13 protein-coding genes and 1 pseudogene are annotated in these 19,187 nt (G+C 36.6%); 4 read left to right on the top strand and 10 right to left on the bottom strand.

The window, feature by feature from the left end:
- Positions 1-307: 307 nt before the first annotated feature.
- The 4 genes from NYE67_RS03210 to NYE67_RS03195 form a co-directional block, all read right to left on the bottom strand.
- Positions 308-3,718 carry an S-layer homology domain-containing protein gene (locus NYE67_RS03210; RefSeq protein WP_340729141.1) on the bottom strand — a complete coding sequence of 1,137 codons (3,411 nt, stop codon included), beginning with the start codon at positions 3,716-3,718 and terminating at the stop codon, positions 308-310.
- A 695-nt stretch (positions 3,719-4,413) separates the two neighbouring features.
- A complete protein-coding gene (locus NYE67_RS03205; RefSeq protein WP_340729140.1) occupies positions 4,414-5,136 on the bottom strand; it encodes a WecB/TagA/CpsF family glycosyltransferase in 723 nt (240 codons plus the stop codon).
- Positions 5,137-5,216: 80 nt separating this feature from the next.
- Complete coding sequence (locus NYE67_RS03200; RefSeq protein WP_340729139.1) at positions 5,217-6,485, bottom strand: nucleotide sugar dehydrogenase; 1,269 nt, start codon at positions 6,483-6,485, stop codon at positions 5,217-5,219.
- Positions 6,486-7,370: 885 nt separating this feature from the next.
- A complete protein-coding gene (locus tag NYE67_RS03195; protein ID WP_340729138.1) occupies positions 7,371-7,850 on the bottom strand; it encodes an IDEAL domain-containing protein in 480 nt (159 codons plus the stop codon).
- Between the two features lie 448 nt (positions 7,851-8,298).
- Here NYE67_RS03195 and NYE67_RS03190 point away from each other — a divergent pair, with 448 nt between their 5' ends.
- Both NYE67_RS03190 and NYE67_RS03185 read left to right on the top strand, forming a co-directional pair.
- Positions 8,299-9,873 (top strand): SWIM zinc finger family protein, encoded by a 1,575-nt coding sequence (locus NYE67_RS03190; RefSeq protein ID WP_340729137.1) that lies wholly within the window; start codon positions 8,299-8,301, stop codon positions 9,871-9,873.
- Positions 9,874-9,924: 51 nt separating this feature from the next.
- On the top strand, positions 9,925-12,678 hold the full coding sequence (locus NYE67_RS03185; RefSeq protein WP_340729136.1) for a DEAD/DEAH box helicase: 2,754 nt from the start codon (positions 9,925-9,927) through the stop codon (positions 12,676-12,678).
- Between the two features lie 170 nt (positions 12,679-12,848).
- Here the strand turns inward: NYE67_RS03185 and NYE67_RS03180 are convergent, their stop codons facing one another.
- Entirely contained in the window at positions 12,849-13,259 is a 411-nt protein-coding gene (locus tag NYE67_RS03180) for a single-stranded DNA-binding protein (RefSeq protein WP_340729135.1), read from the bottom strand.
- 256 nt (positions 13,260-13,515) lie between these two features.
- On the opposite strand from NYE67_RS03180, the gene NYE67_RS03175 reads away from it, so the two are divergent.
- Together NYE67_RS03175 and NYE67_RS03170 are read left to right on the top strand one after the other, a co-directional pair.
- Positions 13,516-13,944, top strand: coding sequence for a YwpF-like family protein (locus tag NYE67_RS03175; RefSeq protein WP_191700828.1), 429 nt, complete (start codon positions 13,516-13,518; stop codon positions 13,942-13,944).
- A 164-nt stretch (positions 13,945-14,108) separates the two neighbouring features.
- Positions 14,109-15,083 carry a nuclease-related domain-containing protein gene (locus tag NYE67_RS03170; protein WP_340729134.1) on the top strand — a complete coding sequence of 325 codons (975 nt, stop codon included), beginning with the start codon at positions 14,109-14,111 and terminating at the stop codon, positions 15,081-15,083.
- Positions 15,084-15,232: 149 nt separating this feature from the next.
- On the opposite strand, the pseudogene NYE67_RS20765 reads toward NYE67_RS03170, so the two are convergent.
- The 5 genes and pseudogenes from NYE67_RS20765 to NYE67_RS03140 form a co-directional block, all read right to left on the bottom strand.
- Positions 15,233-15,781, bottom strand: a pseudogene (locus NYE67_RS20765) (IS66 family transposase); the annotation flags it as partial.
- A 132-nt stretch (positions 15,782-15,913) separates the two neighbouring features.
- Positions 15,914-16,936 carry a tyrosine-type recombinase/integrase gene (locus NYE67_RS03155; RefSeq protein ID WP_340729133.1) on the bottom strand — a complete coding sequence of 341 codons (1,023 nt, stop codon included), beginning with the start codon at positions 16,934-16,936 and terminating at the stop codon, positions 15,914-15,916.
- A complete protein-coding gene (locus NYE67_RS03150) occupies positions 16,929-17,909 on the bottom strand; it encodes a tyrosine-type recombinase/integrase (protein ID WP_340729132.1) in 981 nt (326 codons plus the stop codon). The genes NYE67_RS03155 and NYE67_RS03150 overlap by 8 nt, the downstream gene beginning before the upstream one ends.
- Complete coding sequence (locus NYE67_RS03145) at positions 17,899-18,453, bottom strand: tyrosine-type recombinase/integrase (protein WP_340730876.1); 555 nt, start codon at positions 18,451-18,453, stop codon at positions 17,899-17,901. Before NYE67_RS03145 ends, NYE67_RS03150 begins: the two co-directional genes overlap by 11 nt.
- 122 nt (positions 18,454-18,575) lie before the next feature.
- On the bottom strand, positions 18,576-19,133 hold the full coding sequence (locus NYE67_RS03140) for a hypothetical protein (RefSeq protein ID WP_340729131.1): 558 nt from the start codon (positions 19,131-19,133) through the stop codon (positions 18,576-18,578).
- Positions 19,134-19,187: the final 54 nt, after the last annotated feature.

Genomic DNA, 19,187 nt, shown 5'->3' with positions numbered 1-19,187 from the left:
GATTTTATTGCTTAATTCGCTTTTGAGATTATAGTTAGATTTGTACTGGCCAATAATCTTCTTTAAGTGGTACTTCAACTAAGACTGCCACGCCTATCCCGTTATCTTCAATTTTATTAATCTATGTTTACACTAAACTATTTTATACTAGAAACAAACTTGTATGAATCTACCAAAAAATATTATTGAAACCCTAAAACGCTAAGGACAATTAAAATAAGCTCTACATAGCAATAGCTATGTAGAGCCCACCTTACAATTCAAATATAAAATTATTATAGGATAATACCACTATCCCTATTAATAATTATCTGAAAGTAATTGCTGAAGTAGAAGCTTGACCTTCTTTACCAGCCTTTTCAGTTAATGTTAAAACAGTAGTTGTAGAACCAGCAATTACAACTGGGTCATTCATTGAAATTACTAAAGCCAGTGAAACCAAATCTTGTGCTAATGTTCCACTTGCATCAAAAGTTAAGCCAGATACTGTTGTACCACCAGTATAAGTAATACCATTGACAGTTACTGAATCACTAGTAGTGATGTTTGTAATTGCAGCGGCAGCAAAATCATAATCAATTACAGCAGAACGCACTGCTGTTGCAGGTAGATAGCTAACAGTAGTATTCGAGAATACATCAGTATTAGCACCAGCTGTAGTTAAGTTTACATTCGCACTACCAGTAATAACAACTCGACCGTTTTCAACAGTTGCTGTTGCAAGTCCATTAGCACCAATAACAGCGTTAATTTTAGCCGCGATATTATTAGCAGAATCTGTTGCTAAAACTGTAACAGTTCCTGTATCTGATGAAGTAGTTACAGAATTCGTTGCAGTAATTGTAAAGCTAAAGTCTGGAACGTTAACATTTCCAATTACGCTACTAGTAATCTTAGCTGGTACAGCTAATGTTGGTTGAGATGAAGCCACTCGGACATCAGCGTTTACAGATTTCGTAGTTGGTGCAGTATATGAAGCAAGTGGGTTGTTTGTTGTTACACCAGCACTTGGAATCACCTTGAAGGAAATTGTATCTCCATCTACACTATACGAAATTTGTACATCTCTGCCAACATATGAGTCTAAAACTGCTTCCCATGCTAACTCACCAAATACTTCGTTACCGTTTGCTCCGTAGTATTTAAATGTTTTACCAGCAACACCAGCATATTTAACTGGATTCTTACCAGCAAACCATAGTGAATTAGAGTTTGAACCTGTGTCAGCTTTATTATATTGCACTGCAAATCCAGTATATGGAGATGTTACAGTTGCCGAATTAGTAAATGTAGCTGTAGCTTCTTTTGCAGTAAATGCAAAATCTTTACCATCTTTATATGCAATACCTGTAGCTACCACACGTACAGATGTTGATTTATTTTCTGCAGTAGTAACAAATAAGCTACCACCATTTGCAATTGTAAATGTTTGACTGCGGTTAGGAGAAATTACAGTTGAACCAACTTTAACATCTTCAGCACCATCATTATATACTGTATAAGTTACATTCCCCATTGTGTATCCAGCTGTGAATACTTTACCACTTTGGTTAACTAATTCAGCTTTAAATTCAGCTGTTTCATTTGAATCAAACTTAGTAGCTTTTTTACCAGCTTTATAAGATTTAATTTCTGCACCATCTAAGTATGGAGCTTGGAAGTGTGAAATTGCCGCAATAGTTTTTGGCTCACCTTCGTCTAAAGAACCTTGTTTTGCATCTGCATTATTAATATCAATCCATGCAATCGGTGTTGCATAATCATTTACATTTGCAGCATCAGTTGCAATGATGAATGAAGCTTCACCTTTATCATTTGTTTTTACTGAAATTTGTTTGAATTTATTACCTGTAGATGACACCGGATAGAATTTTTCAGTATCTGGGTTTACAAATCCAGCTTTTGTATTTGTAGCAATAACTCGATCTAAATCTTCGTTAAATGCAACATTTACAGTTTCGTTTTTAGCAACATTACCAGCTTTATCTTTAACAAGAACTTTATATTCACGACCATTAGCTTCACCAGTTGCTGCAACTTCTCCACCATCACGAGTTAACTCGATAGTGTATTCAGCTTGAACTGCTGCAAATTTAACTTTAGCTGCAGTTGTTTGTAAATCAGAAGCATCATATCTGTGATCAGCAGTTACTGTATTGTTAGAGTTTTTAACATCATTAGCTGCAAATACTACAGGAGTAACTTCTGCATTTGTACCTGAAAGTGTGAATGTCGCTTCACCTTTAGAATCAGTTGTGATTCGCGCCGCAGTTGTATTTGTGTTATTGCTTAATTGAGCAACCTTAACACCATTTACTGTTACATTTTGTAATTTATCAGCAGTTACATTCATGTTTTCTAAAACACCAACATTTAATGCTACATTAGCTTCTGCTCTACCAGTCGTTGGGTTTTTGTAAGTAACTTTATAAGTTTTGTTAGCACCGTTGTTAATTGTAGCGCCTTCAGTTACTTCTGTGATTGTTAAGATTTGCTCTACACCCCAGAATACATAGCCAATTGCGAACTTAGAACGGTCACCAGTTGCATATGCAGTTACTGAATCAGTTCCAGCACCATATCGAGTGTACGTGTAAGTTGCAACACCGTCAGCATTAGTGAATGCTTCACCAGTTACCGTTGGGTATACAGCATCGTTGTTGTTACCAGGGATAGAAAATGTTACAGGAATACCAGCTTTTGATTGGCCTTCTGCAACTGTTACTTTTGCTTGTACTGAAACTTGTTGACCAAGTTTACCTTGTACTGAAGAAGTTACCATTTCTACCTTAGTTGGGATTACAGCAGAAACGCCCGTGAATTTACCAACTTCATCACCATTAACTGTTACAGTGTATTCAACACCAGCAGTTTGTGGGGAAGTAGTTAATACTACAGTTTTCTTATCAGTTTGTTTTACAACTTTGTTTGAAACTTCTAATCCTGAAATTTTGAAATCCAACGCTTGAACGTCAGTTACTTCTTCAGCAAATGTCACTTCAACAGTAGTAGCGTTAATTGCTTTAACAGTACCTGTTGTAGCTTCAGCACCTGAGAAGTCAGCTTTGATTACGTTGTTTAAGAATGTAGCGAATTGACCACGAGTTACTGTGTTCTTTGGTAAGAAGTTAGCAACAGTAGTAATATCGTAGAAGTCTAAAACATCGATTGCTGTGCGAGCTTCTGCTTTAGCAGCGTTAATGTCTTTTACTTCACGGTTGAAGTCTTGAGAAGCAACAAACTCTTCAAGGCTTACATCGTTTAATGTGTTTACCATACGTACAAGTACGATAGCCATGTTTTCACGAGTTATAGCATCACCAGCTAATAATTTACCGTTTGAACCAGCGAAAACGCCAGCATCAGCAACTACAGCTGCATATTCTAATAACTCTTTGTTAGTTTTAGAAGATAAATCAGCAAAACGTGGGTTTGAAGTCGCATCAGTTGGAATTGAATGACCTTGAGACACTAAGTATTTACCTAATAATTTAACTACGTCTGAACGAGTTAATTCTTTGTTAGGTTTGAAAGTTCCATCTGGGTAACCCGAGATTACTTGAGCATCAACTAAAGCGTTGATTGCAGCCTCATGCGTGTTACCTGAGATGTCTGTTAATGATGCAGCAGATGCAACTGGTACGATTGCAGATGCTACTAATGTAGCTGTCGCAGCTGTTGCTACGAATTTTTTGTATTTCTTTGGTTGGTTAGCCATTGAAAAATTTCCTCCTCATAAGTGAAAATAATAATTTTAGTTACCCACACGAAAAATGTGCAGAAAAACTAACTACACATAAATTCTAGTAGTATACATTTACTATGTCAATCTTTTTTTACCAATAAAACCAGAATAATACTGTTTCTATTAAGAGAGAAGAATGCACCCGCAAATATATTCAGATAACTCAAAATTTCTTTAATTATGACACACATATACTTAAAAAAACAACATATTCTTTAAAGTTTATTCTCTATCATTATATCTAACTAGCTATTTAAATTGGTATTTACAGGTAATAAGTTCACATTAAAGTAGACAATATTGGATATTAAATACAATGATACCAATGGTTTGGAGATTGTTTTACAATTACAAATATTACTGTAACATTACTTTTGTAATATAATTATTATTTATGTGAACATATTTTTTACTACCTGGCTATTATATTAATAGTACGAATATATAGAACCTATTCGATAAAATTCGACAAAAATAAAAAAAGAAAAAGGCTTTAGCATATAGATGCTAAAGCCTTTTTCTCGGGCTACCAACCGTTTTTTTCCTTGCAGGGAAAAGTATAAATTTAACTATATATTGTAGAGGAAATCTTACTACTGAATTTAGTGTAACACTTAGATTACAAATACACAATCAAATATTACAAACATTACACTATTTTTTTTCCATTACTTGTTCCTTTTAGAATTCCGTGCCACTTCCAACAAAAACAAAGGTAACGCAATTTGACGTTTAATACGATGTGGTTCCTTCATTAAACGGTAAAACCATTCCATACCCACTTTTTGGAAAGCTTCTGGTGCGCGCTTCACAGTCCCTGCGAGTACATCAAATGACCCACCCACGCCTTGATAAATTGTTGGGTGAAGTTGATCTCTGTTTGAATTAATCCAGTTTTCCTGTTTCGGTGATCCCATTGCAACAAATAATAAATCAGGCTTCACTTTATTAATTTTGTCTAGGACCTTTTGATTATCCTTTTCATATCCATCCTGTGTACCAGCAATCTGTATAGTGGGATAAAGCTCTTTTAACTTCTCTGCTGCTTTATCAGCAACACCTGGCTTTCCGCCATATAAAAAAATCGGCTTTTTGCGTTTTGCAGCTTCTTCACATAGGCGGAGCATCATATCAACACCTGTTACACGTGATGTAATTTGTCCTTTTTGTATTTTTGAGGCTAAAATTACACCTATACCATCCGGAATTTGAAACTCAGCATTATTGAGAAGTGTTTTTAACATCGGATCTTCTTTAGCTTTGATTATTTTTTCCGGGTTGATGGCCACGATTAATGATTTTTGTTCTTTTTCAATTTGTTCAAATACGATTGGCAACAAATCATCATAGCTTTCGGTATTCACTTGTATGCCAAGTACGGTTTCTTTCATAATTAACTCTTCCTTTCTCAATATTGCTTCTATAAATACAGCAGGCAGTACGCTATACACGCACTGCCGAATTTACTTTATTAGTTCTTCGCATCTCCAAGTAAGTGGAACTGGAAGCCTGCTTTTTCCCAAACTTCGCGGTTTAAGCAGTTTTTCGTATCAAATACAATTTTGCTTTTTGCATTTAATGTAGCAGGATCAAGCTCACGGAATTCTTTATGATCTGTTAAGAATACTAAAATATCCGACTGCTCTAATGCTTCTTGCATGCTTTGTGTTTGTGTTTCATGCTTGTTTTGCTTAATATGCGGGTCATGTGACACAACTGTTAAACCAAGTTTTTGCAGTTCATCAATTACAATTGTTGATGGGCTTTCACGCATATCATCGACATTTCCTTTAAATGCTAAACCGAAAGCGCCTACTGTTGCACCGGCAATACCGTTTTCATTTAAAATGGCCTGTGTTTTTTGTGCAGTGAAGCTTGGCATAGAGTCATTTGTATTACGTGATAAATGAATAATTTGGGCTTGTTCCCCGCCTAGCTCTACTAAGAACCATGGATCCACTGCGATACAGTGACCACCTACACCTGGTCCTGGGAAATGAACATTTACACGTGGATGGTAGTTCGCAAATTTAATTGCTTCCCAAATATTCACGTCTAATTTCTCTGCCATTTTCGCTAATTCATTGGCAAACGCAATGTTTACATCACGGTAAGTGTTTTCCATAACTTTTACTAGTTCCGCTGTCGTAGCGTCTGTTAAATGGATTTCACCCTTAACAAATGTTTCGTATAGTTCCTTTGTAAGCTCAGCTGATTTTTGAGAAATCCCGCCAACAATACGATCATTGTTAACTAACTCTTCAAAAATACGGCCAGGAATAACGCGCTCTGGAGAATGGGATACAAATAGCTCTGTCCCAATTTCAAGACCAGATTTCACTAATTCCGGCAGCATTACATTTTCAACAGTTTTTGGAGGAACTGTGGATTCTAATATTACTAAATCGCCTTTTTTCACGAAAGGTACGATTGAAGCCGTTGCCTGACGAACATATTCTAAATTCGCTGTATTGTCCGGATTAATCGGTGACGGTACCGCGACAATGTACACATCTGAAGTTACCGGTGTTGTAGATGCAGTTAAAAAACCTTCATCTACTGCCTTATTCAGGCGCTCTTGTAAGCCGTTCTCCTCGATATGTAATTGTTTTTCCTGAATACTTTTCACAGCTGCTGGATTCACATCAACACCGTGTACCTTTACGCCGTGATTTGCAAACATTACCGCCGTTGGTAAGCCGATATATCCTAACCCAACGACACAGATTGATTTTGTCATGATCGTTTCTCCCTTTCACTTTCAAAAAAAGCTATATCTCATTGTTTGATTATTGTTTAATTTGTTCCGCGCATTTCGCCCGCATTCAATTTTATACGGTTTTTAAAATCCCGCTTTATATATGTAACGAAATATTAATCGAATGGTTGCAAATTAATGCTTAGAAAAATAGTCCTGCCTTACAGTATACAACTTTCTCTACGCTGTGTGAAATAGTTTTTCATTTTTGTTGGAGTTGCACATTTAATAAGGAGAGAGTTCGGTTAAGTATTTGTATAGATCCACATTTTCTTATAAACTTCCCCTTTTTGGAGAGATTATACTTATTAGAGGTGACTGGTGTGAATTGAGGTAGATCAACATGCCATTTTTTGTAGTAACTTTAATAATTTTTTCACAACATACTTTATTCGCCACTCTCGAATCGATAATCGACCATTTACATGTGGTATTAGACACTTGGCTACAAATAATGTCCACTTCTCCCTTGATATTCGTCAATCGGAAAAATTTTAGACACTTTTAAGATTTAATCGCCAATTACTTCAGCATATTCGCCACTCTTTGCAATTCCTTCTCTTTTAGCTACTGCACGAAATTTTATTCGCCAAAATATTTGATTTATTCGTCACTTCAGAACTGATAATCGCCTACTCCAATGTGATATTAGACACTTAGAAACAAATAATGTCCACTTCTCCCTTGATATTCGTCAATCGCAAATATTTTAGACACTTTAAAAGATTTAATCGTCACTCACTTCAGCATATTCGTCACTTTTAACTAGAAGCGAATTACCTGCCCTTCACTTCCCCCACTCACCCCAAAAGAAAAAACCCCATTAGCTAAATTAAGCTAACAGGATTTAATATTGATGTAAGTCGATCACGATGCATAGCCTCCAGTTAATTTTGCTTTCTCTGCCATTAAATCATGGAATAATGCTTCGTTGCGTGCTTCTAGGGCATCATCGATTAAGCGTGTTAAATTATGTTCTTCTAAGTTACGTACAATATTTTCAACTTCTTCATTAAATTGGTACTGTTTTTCACTATCCGTTGGTCTTACTTGATTGTTAACTTCCTCGATTAGAGGCATTAAATATTCATGTACGTTGGATACAAGTAAAAGTTGATACAGTGGCAGACGTACAAATCGATTACCGCGCTGGAAGACAAATACTTCTGATAAATTTTCAACTTGCATTGAATTTAAATCAATAATCATTTCTTTGCCCTCAATCGGAATGAAGTGGAAAATTTCCTCTTCTTTTGTGATTGAAAAATATTGATAAGCAAAAACTAAGCGTAATTTTGTACCTGTCATTTTTGTATAGAATGGCTTCATAAATTGAACTTGAATCATGGGAATTCCTCCTTTATTGTAATATTCACGCAATTTATTCGAGTCCTAAGACCTAATTTCAATTATCATATGGATTATTTCACCGAAAAGTTCCTGTTGTTTTACTCATTTCTTATAGTTTCCCCATACTTTCTTTTTTTCAAACTTCCTATACTTAACATTCCTATAAAAAATTTATTCCGTGCTATTCAAATTACCGCTTTGTAGTAATTCGTATTATAATGGAAGGAACGACTTTTTTAACTTCTTACAGCAAAGCCCTTTTTAGGTTATTGATATATTCAGAACGCCCCACCTATTGAGTGGGCGGAATCGCTGTAATTTTTAGCCTTTTTTTGCGGAAGTTAAAGCCTCCAACATTCGAAGTAAGGGTTCTTTACGCTAGCGTACAGCCAATCCGAACAAATAACACCGAGGCGTAATTGATAATTAGGAGGGGAAACCCGTTTTGAGTTTAACGTTTTCTGAAATTGCTCATGCTCATAAAGATTTTATTCAACATACACTACAAACTTTTGAAGATCAGCTTCATCCTTCAGCCGATGATGATGCAGAATTAGTGACTCGCGCTATGTTTTCCATTCGCAACCAGGCAATCAAGCCGCCACATTATTCAACATTTTCTCAAATCTTAGTATGCCAAATACAGGATGTGAATACTGCTGAAGTGACAATTAATTTCCCACATAAGGAAATTAGCTGTAGTTGCCCAAAAAAGGAGCTGTGCCGGCATCAGCTCGCAACTATTTTAAAGCTATCGCAATACTTTATTTCCTTACAGCAATGGCTTTCCAATTGGCGTTCTAAAAAATCAATTCCTTTGCATTCACTGGCAGCAACACGTAGCCCGGAAAACTGGCAAAGGATGGCCGATGAAATACTGAATTATGCGGTAAAAGGTCCCCAGCCGATTGAGCCTTATGCATTGTCTGCGCTAAGCGAAAGTATTCGTTCAAAAATTCAGCGTCATCGTCCGTATGAGCAGGAATGGCAGGAGCTATACCAATTGTTTATGGACGTTGCCATTTTGAAACATTTTCTTTTGCATGCGGTTAAAACAAAAACAGATATGGAACATCATTATTTTCAATTCTTTTTTGAAAATACATTAAGCCGCATTCAACGTTCGATTGATGTATTAAGTAAAACGACGCGCTTATTTGCAACAGAACCGTTTTATGATACCTTACAGCAAAGTGTAAGAGACATTCTCTTCATTGAAAAGGGAGCAAAATCATTCCGCTTGGCACTGTATTTACAATTTTGGACGAAGCTCTTTGATGAAAAGAAACGCATTACCAACGAATTAACGCTTTTGGAACAAAGCTCTGATATCGAAACGGATTTGGATTTAGATGTAGTATTGGCGATTTTCTATATTTTATTAGGTTCTACATCACCTTTAGAGCGTGTAACGGAAATATTGGATGAAGATAATGTAGAAAGCTTTATTGAAGTCGCACAATACGCTCTTCACAAAGGCTATGTCGATGAAGCAGCGATTATTTTGAAAAAGGCGCTTCCTTTATTACAGACGTTCGTACAGGACAATTTGCTCCCGATTCGTCGTCAGAAATTTACACGTAAACTCGATAAATTATATGGACAAATTTCGTTAACCGAAGAAGAAGAGCTGGCATTATACGCTTCTTTTGGACGATATGGCATTGAATCATTTTCCAATTATTTATTGCGCCACAATCGCTTGGATGAATGGGTGGCTCTGCATCAGCTTTATAAGTCCTCCATTCCTTATTTGGAGCAATGTGGCTTAAAAGATGTTGTCGCGCAGTCTCCCGAAACTGCACTTCCTCTTTATCATTACTATGCGATGGAGGAGATTCAGCAAAAGTCACGTCAAAACTATAAACAGGCCGTACGAATTTGGCGTGCCATGAAAAATGCTTCCAAAAAAGCCGGAAAGCTCGACTATTTCACATCATATATCGAGGCCGTACAGCAACAATTCAAGCGTTTGCGTGCGCTACAAGAAGAAATGAACAAAAGCAACTTACTCGGATAAGTTATGTATTTTGCTAATAGGAGGTGACATTGCGTTTTTAGCGCAAATACTATGCATTATTTATTTAATACAAAGCTACCCTTTTTAAAAGTACTTCGCATTAAGCTTACGGAGTTACGTCCTGGTTACTTCCGCGCTACTGCATACAATAAAAATGACTTAATTTTACCGACAGCCAACTGGATCCCGTCGCTATTTTTTAAGTTTGAACAAAATTTCTATGGATTAAGCACTTCGTTGGAAGAACGTGATTTAATCCTATCAGCAGCTCAATTGCTCGATGTTCTATCACCTGCTAACCGCCATCCATTTTTGGACTTTGCTGCTTATGACGAGGAAACCGTTGAGTACTTTAAGACATTGCAAACGACTCTGCCACTATGGAACGCTCCGACACTTTGGCAACAGGCAACAGTGACAGCAGAAGATTTTGCTTTTCCAAATGACTTATTACAATATGCGGTTGAACAAAAGTTGATGGACGCAGGGTTAACTAAAGACGATACATTGGCACTCATTCCTTTTTTCCAAAGTGGTGGCTGGCCGATGCAAACTTCACATGTTTTTGACGGTGTTAAAATGGCACTACGCTTAAGCGAACCAGAAGAAAATGAGGAAGATTGGGTTTTAGAAACCGTCCTTATTAGCCCCAGTTCCGTTAAACATTGGACACCTGCTTCATCAAAACGGAAACTTCTAATTGAAGAGGCTTTGCCGAAAAAATGGAGTACGATTGCAAATAACATCGAAGAGATACAAAAGCAAATAATTGATTTAATTCAATTAAATGCGGAAAGTACGCACTTTATTCATACCCATTTCAATGATCTTGAAGTACGTGATTTTCTGCGTCAGGAACTAGCCAAATTACAGGCATTAGGTTTTGAAGTAATTTTACCAGCATGGCTTAAAGAATTAAGGCAATCTAAAATGCGCGTACGAGTAAGCGCGAATAACCAATCTGCTCGAAGTGTGGCAGGTCTTGACGATATATTAACGTTCAAGTGGCAATTTTCCATGAACGGCGAAGAAATTTCAGCCGAGGCTTTCCAAAAACTTGTGGACGAAAAACGGGAATTTGTTCGTGTCGGTACAGAATGGTTCCGAATCGATGCAGAATGGCTCAATGAAATGCGCGAGCTGATGGAACAGGCGAAAGAAGAAAATTGGACAGTACGCGATTTACTGTTCCGTGAACTCCCTGAAACGCTGACTGCTCCTCTAGAAGACGAAGGAGACTCAGATGCCGAGCGCGATGACCCATTATTTGCATTCGAGATGCAGCAATCGCTTCAATCCTATATTGACCAGCTGCAAAATAAAAAAGGATTACCAAAAGTCAAAGTACCAACTAAGCTCCATGCTGAGTTACGTCCATACCAGCAGGAAGGTTTTGAATGGCTCGTCTTTATGCGTGACCAAAAATTTGGAGCCTGTTTAGCAGATGATATGGGGCTTGGTAAGACTGTACAGCTTATTACGTACATGTTGCATACCGTATCTGTGCTTCAAATAGATAAACCGACATTAATTGTATGCCCAACATCTGTTGTCGGAAACTGGCAAAAAGAGTTGACTCGCTTTGCTCCTGATTTAGAAATCTATACACATTATGGTCCCCGTCGTCTAAAAGGGGAAGACTTAACAAGCTATTTAGCGACGCAACGTCCTCATGTCATTCTTTCGACATATGGAACGGTTACTCAGGATGCGGATGATTTACAGCAAATTGATTGGTCGACAATCGCTTTGGATGAAGCACAAAACATTAAAAATATGCAAACATTGCAATCACGTGCGATCCGTAAATTAAAGGGCGACCATCATATTGCGTTAACCGGAACACCTGTTGAAAACCGCCTTTCAGAGCTTTGGGCCATTTTTGATTTTATTCATAAAGGGTACTTAGGTAGCTTTACGAAGTTTGCGGATAATTTTATTACGCCAATTGAACGCGATGAATCAGAAACTCATAAACGCGTTTTACGGATGAAGATTCGTCCGTTTTTACTGCGTCGTTCAAAACGCGATCCAGATCTTCAGCTAAACTTACCGGAAAAGCAAGAATCACATGAGTTTTGTGCACTTACACCTGAGCAAGCTGCACATTATGAAGGATATATTCAAGATACGCTGGCATCACTTGAACAACTGACAGGTTTTGAGAAAAAAGGGCGTATTTTAAAAATGCTCAATAAATTAAAACAGCTATGTAATCACCCTGCGCTATTTTTAAAAGAGCCATTTGATAGTGCCAATAGTATGGTCAAACGTTCAGTAAAGCTAAAGCGTATTATTGAAATGACGAAGGAAATTATTGATAATGGTGAGCAATGTTTAATTTTCACTCAGTATATCGGAATGGGGAATTTAATCCAGCATTGTTTAACAGAGCTTTATGATGTGGATGTCCCGTTCCTGACCGGGAGCATGCCAAAACAACAACGCGACAATTTAGTCGAACAGTTTCAGGCAGGTGAATTCCCTGTATTTTTACTTTCACTTAAAGCTGGAGGTACCGGGCTTAACTTAACTGCAGCTACACATGTACTCCATGCTGATCGCTGGTGGAATCCAGCAGTAGAAAACCAGGCAACAGACCGTGCTTATCGAATCGGGCAAACACAGTTTGTACAAGTTCATAAGTTTGTTACGATTGGGACAATTGAAGAGAAAATCGATAAAATGATTGCAATGAAATCTACACTGTCCGAAGAATTAATACAATCGAGCAAATGGCTGACTGAGCTTGATGATTCAGAACTAATGGATTTACTCGTTCTCGATACCGGCAATTTAAAATAATAGAAAGAGTCTACTTTTACGCCATGAAGTAGACTCTTTTTTATGCTTACTTCACTACTTATATTCAGTTGTTATAGGATTGTGAGAAAGAATGTACTACTGTGCGGTCAAACAGTAGATTAAAGCTGTTCACCTCCACTATAGAATTTACTTTTAGGAGAGTACATAATTTAAAGTGGTTTTACGAGTTTGCTGTCATGTTCGGGTAGTACGAAATCTGCTGAAATAGAGGGCTGTGATGCAAGTATTTCTGCTTCACCAGGGGTTTTTAATGCATAAAATTGGACTTCCTCAGCATTCACTTCCATCGTATACACCTTTTGATTATCACGATTTGTATAAGTTCTTGATTGTAGACGTCCTTTTATACCGATAAGCGAACCCTTTCCACAATACTTCGTGATCACTTCGGCTATTCTCCCCCATGCAATACATTGTACGAAATCCGCATCGACCTTCCCTTCACTATTTTTGTATGGGCGGTTAACGGCGACTGCGAAACTTGTTTGCACACGACCTTCCGATAATTGTCTGAGTACAACATCTTTCGTCGTTCGTCCAACAAGTCCTACATGATTCATTCTTTGACCTCCCTTCTTTCGGAACTAGCTTTATCATAGCCGACTTGATTCTTTTTTGGCAAAACGGCAAAATGACAATTTCAAGCGAAATGAGCTTCGAAAAATTTAATTTGACCTACTTGGTTACAGACGGATTTTCATGTAAATACTAATAAACAGTAGCTTGAAAGCATTAATTTAAGTATGCTGATTCTTACAGTTTCGCATTTTTTATATGTTATACTTTTACAAAAGACAATTGAGGGGGATTTAATAATTGAAGACATTTAAAATGCTTGGTTTCGATTTATTACTTTCGAATGAAATTAAAAAGATCCCTTTAATTGATGGGATTATTATAAACCAGGAAAACAGCCATCAAATGTGGATTTTAGAGCTTTTTACAGAAGATACATACTATGATTTTTTCCAAAACTATATCACATCAGGCGAAGCTATTGATGCACGTGCCATTATCTCTCTTCCTGACAATGAACCCGCACCATTCGCTGTTGTCGTGCATTCCATTACAAAATTGGACGATAAAATTTCAGTACTTATAAAAGGTCGGTTAAAGGCACAGCGTAAAAAGTACGCGGAGCTATTATTAGGAAAGCTGCTTGAGGACGGTTTACGTAACGATGAACTTCTTGAAGCATTTGAACAAGGGATGCGTAATCGTCCATCGTTAAAAGATAAAAAATGAAAGTACGGTACTTGATGCCGTGCTTTTTTTGTAGAATTGAATATTTGGTATGTACAGATATGTGTAAAAAGCAGTTTCCTTTAGCAAACGATTTGAAAATACGTTTTTGGTATAATTTGTAAATTAATTATACACATCGTATATTTATGGTGGAGGTGAAATCAGTGCAAAAATCAAGGCATTATCTTTATACAGAAACCTTAATAAAACGAATTTTACCAGATGATTGTGAGGTGAGTTTAATTCAGCAGGAGTTTTATCGGTTGGAGGCGGGATTATCGGGTGAAGTGAAGTTAAAACAAACTCTTTCTGACTATTTTTTTAAAACGGATTATCACATTATTTATAATTTTGAATGTATGAATGAAAATGGCTTCTCGCACCAAATTGATGCGATTTTAATTACTCCATTCTTTATATTGATATTTGAAGTAAAACAACTATCTGGCGCATTATTCTACAAACCTGGACAGCATGAATTTTTCCGCATTCATAACGACAAGCGTGAAAATTTCCGGAATCCGCTTGATCAAGTATACCGCCACCAACTATTTTTGGAACAATGTTTGCGAAAATGGGAAATCAATATTCCCGTTTACTTTGCTGTCGTCATTGCAAATTTTCAAGCAACCTTGGATGCATCATTGGACAAATTTCCTATTTTCCATATTAGCGGTGTTCCTAGTTTTATCGAAAATCTTTATCGCACTACATCCAAGACAAATGCGAACATTGATGTTATTTTTGCAAAGCTCAATCAACTTTATAACCCTCTTCCTCCACGCCGCTTCATAACTCCGAATCGGCTACGTAAGGGCGTCCTCTGTAGTCAGTGTAATTTTGAAAACACTATGTATTATCATTATGGATTATTTATTTGTGATTTCTGTCATTTGAAAAGTCGTTCTGCCCTCTTCGAAACATTCTACCACTACCGTACTTTAATTAGCGAAAAAATTACTAATCAACAGTTCCGCGAGTTTTTTGGAATTCAAAGTATCCAAGCAGCTTCAAAACTTTTAGTAAGGCTTGGCCTCGAACGCCATGGTACGAAAAGAGGAACTTATTATATTATTCCCGAAGACATTTTACAGTGGAAAGAAAGAAGACCGCGGCCGCGAAAATCACGCATTAAGTAACTTTAGCGGATGAAAAGTGGAATATTATTTATTTGACGATTATTATTTCTGAAGTGGCGATTATCCGTAAGCCCGAAATATAAAAAAGCGCACCTTTACGGTACGCATGACGAATAGCCCTTCTATCCCCATTTTTTTGGGATAGAGGGCTATTTTGCACAGGTTGCCTGGATAATTCTTGACCAAGGCATATACTGCTTAATGATTTTTGGATTTTGGTAGATATCTTGGTTAGGCAGCTCCGTGAAAAGCTTGACCAAATATTTATAGAAGTCAATGCCGTTTGCCTTAGCTGTTTCGGCAAGACTCAGGCAGATCGCATTGGCTTCGGCTCCTGCTTCACTCGTAGAGAAAAGCCAGTTTTTACGACCGATGACACTCGGCCGAATCGCATTTTCTGCCGGATTATTATCAATTTCAAGTCTGCCGTCCTCTAAAAATGCTTTTAAACCTGCGGCACGGTTCAATGTATATTCTGCCGCTTTTGCCAAGGCATTTTTACCGAAAAACGGGGAAGTTTCAATCCAATAAAAGAATTCTTCCAGAATCGGTTTCGATTCCTTTTGACGCGCCATTTCACGTTTGCGTGGTGACAGGTGCTTGAACTTCCGTTCCAATCGATATAATCGGTCACAGAAATCAACCCCTTTTCTGCCATGCTTACTATCGGCTTTTAGCCAATAGCGACGGACATGCGCCTTATTCGAGAACTCAGATAATGCGCATTATCCGAGAAAACTAATTATCTAAGAAGAAATGCTGTAAGCCTTGGACAGACAGCGTTTCTTCTATTTTTTATTGGATAATCATTTTATAAATCAGTTCGTAAATCAGTTCAAAAAATTGGGATATCTGCTTGGTGTTTGACGATCCTGTATTGTTGAAATGTTATTTGGAAACCACTTTTCATTCCATTCTTTTAAATGCCTGTTCACCGTATTTTGTGAAATTGCCGCATAAATTTCTGTTGATTGCAAAGATGCATGCCCTAAAAAATTTTTTATTACAACTAGTGGTACTCCCGCTTCAAGCATATGACTAGCAGTAGTATGTCTCATAGAATGCGGTGGGTAACTATTAGCTAAAAATAATGTTGGATTTTCTTTTTTAGCAATCCTTATATATTTTTTAAATATGCCTTCTACACAAGATATGGTCATATGTTCATGAGTTTGGCTTGAAAATACATGTCTTTCAGGATTATCGTAGATTTTTCTATATTCAATATATTGTTTGAGTAAGGTAGCACATGTCTTAGCAATCCCAATTTGGCGAACCTTTCCTCCTTTGCCTTTAATATTTACAGAAGCCCCTTTTTGATGAAACCGAAGGTTTCCCACTGTAAGATCACATATTTCCTGTGCACGCGCTCCACTGGCATACATAAGACTGAGTAAAACTTTATCTCTGAGGCCAGTTTCTCTGCCTTCTTTAGGGAGAGATAGAAATATCGTGACCTCTTGCTGAGTTAAAATTGCTCGTTGTTTATTTTGAACTTTCTTCATAGGGATCTTATTTACACTATTCCTAAAAACTGAAGCAGCTGCAAAATCTCTGTTCTGTGCATATGCCGAAAAAGAAGCGATGGCAGATAACCTTTGGTTTTTAGTTGACGCACTACATCCACGTACTTCTTCTATCCATCTGAAAAATTCTGTTAATGTTTTGTAATCAAGATTCTCAAAAGTAATTTGATCGGCAGCTATACTTTTTTCTTCGTAAATAAATTCAATTAATAATCGAAAAGCAAATTTATAAGATTTAATTGTATTAGGGCTTGCACCTATTGAATGGGGAAGGTAGCTATTGAGAAAAGAGGCAAGTTGACTCAAAAAATTTGATTGGTTATTCATAGTAAGTAACCTCAGGAAATGCCTCTAATGTGTAATCTTCAAATAACGCCATCGCCTCTGGATATAATTCATTACTAAACTTTAGGTAATGTTCAGTTTCTTTTAAGCTGTCATGCCCTAAGTATATGGATAAAAAAGGTACAGAATTATCTATAAGATGACCAGATTTTTCTGCTTCTATAAAAGACTTAAATGTAAAGACATGTCGTAGACAATGTAGGCAAGGCCCGCGTTGCCATTTCGCTCTTTCCTTTACGGTTATTTCAGCAGCTTCTAATATGGAATTGAACATATTTCTAGCAGCACTTACCGAAAGTGAAGATTCCTTTATAACCGTAGGAAAAAGTAAAGATTCTGCTTCTCCAATAATCCCCATTGCCATACAGTACCTTTCTAAAATCACCGTCAAAGTCTCATGCATAGGTACTAGTCTTTGTTTATCTCCCTTTGTATATAGCAAAGTAAGAATTCCACCTTCAAGGTCTACATTTTTCATCTGTAAAGAGAGCGTTTCTCCTACCCGTAAACCACATCCATACATGAGGCGAAGCATCATAGGAAATTCAAATTGAATATATGGATTGCGTCGTCTTTTTGAAAAAGGGATATTATCAGATAAATTGAAAACCTTTTTTAATTCTTCGTCTGAAAAAATATAGGGTACATAATCGTCTATAACCTTCGGTATTGGTGGTATAAAAACTTTAATTCCAATTCCACTTAAGTAGTGTAGAAACAGGCGTATAACAATCACTTTATTTGCGATGCTACTACTTTTTCCGGATAAATTTTTAACCCATCCTATTATTGTGCCTTCAGAAATTTCCCTATATCTTAATCTACATTCAGCTAAATAAATATCAAAAGACTTAAGATAGTTACAATCATGAGCATATGCACTCTTACTTAATACTGCTTTTCTCAAGGCTAAAAAATCTTTAAACTCAACTTGAAAGATACTTTTAAATTCCATTAAGATGTAAATCTCCTTTTAAAAACAATTCAAATAAACCAGAAGGTTTAGGTACTACAATTGCATATTCCCTTAAACGCTCTATATCAACTTTTGCATAATTTTTTATTGCATTTTGATCTGTATGTCCAAGTACTTTTCGAACAATATCATATGATACGTTCCCATTAATCATAGAACTAGCAAGTGATGAACGAAATGTATGAGTACCATGTTTTTTACCAGAGATATCTATCCCAGCTTTCTTAAAGTATTTAGTTGTAGAGAATCGAATCGTTGAAGTAGTTATCCCTTGATAAGGAGCGTTTTGTCGAAGAAAAATACGGGTTTCATTATTAATTGATGGTCGTGCATTTGTAATGTAATTTATAAGGGCATTTTTTATTTCAGGCAGTAATGGTAATTCCAATGGCTGCATATTTTTTTCCTGAATTATATAAATGGAATTACTTTCGAAATTTATATCATTAAAAGTCAAACGAACAATGTCACCAGAACGCATCCCAAGTCTCGTAGCTAAAAGTAACATTGCATAATCACGAATCCCTGTTTTACATGTAAGGTCTATTGCATTTTCAAAGCGGAGGATTTCATCCTCCGAGTACGTGACAGGTATTAAAGTCGGACGTGAATAATTTGGGATAAGTGTAGAGTAATCATGTTCAATTATATTTTTTCCTGAAGATATTTAAGAAACATTCGAATAACAGCCCAGGCATCTTTATTATTAAATCTTAGGCAAGCATTAGCTATTTTCGCTGAATTTATTTTACTTATGTCGTTACAACCTAAGTCCGTTAGAGAAATTAAAAAGTCTTCACAGAATCTCTTCTTACTTTTAAGAGTACTTGCACGGTTACCATTTTCTTGACAAAATACTAAGTAGCTTTCAAGCAAAACTTGATAGTGCTTCTGTAGTCTTATCTGAGTATTTGCATACTGCAGAACATATGGTTTGCCTTCGTTATAATCGTTCAACCTACGTATAACGGTGTTAATTGTTTTTTGAAAATACGAGCTTACTTTATGAGTACCAAGATAATTTTTAATGAATTCATCTCCAACTCTAACTTCGTATACAAAGATGGCTTTCTGTTGCATATAAATATTTAGATTTTTTAAGATACGCCTGTAATTATTCAAAGTATCTTTCCCATAAAATTTCGATTCCAACTGTCTTAACAAACCTTGAGTTAATACATCAATAGATTTATTTTCTATCATTTATCCCCTTCCTCTAAAATACTGTGATGTCATTATTACCTGTACCAACAATGA

It is taken from the genome of Solibacillus sp. FSL W8-0474 (assembly GCF_038004065.1).
In the GTDB taxonomy this organism is placed as follows: domain Bacteria; phylum Bacillota; class Bacilli; order Bacillales_A; family Planococcaceae; genus Solibacillus; species Solibacillus faecavium.
This window is presented reverse-complemented; position numbering and strand designations above follow the sequence as displayed.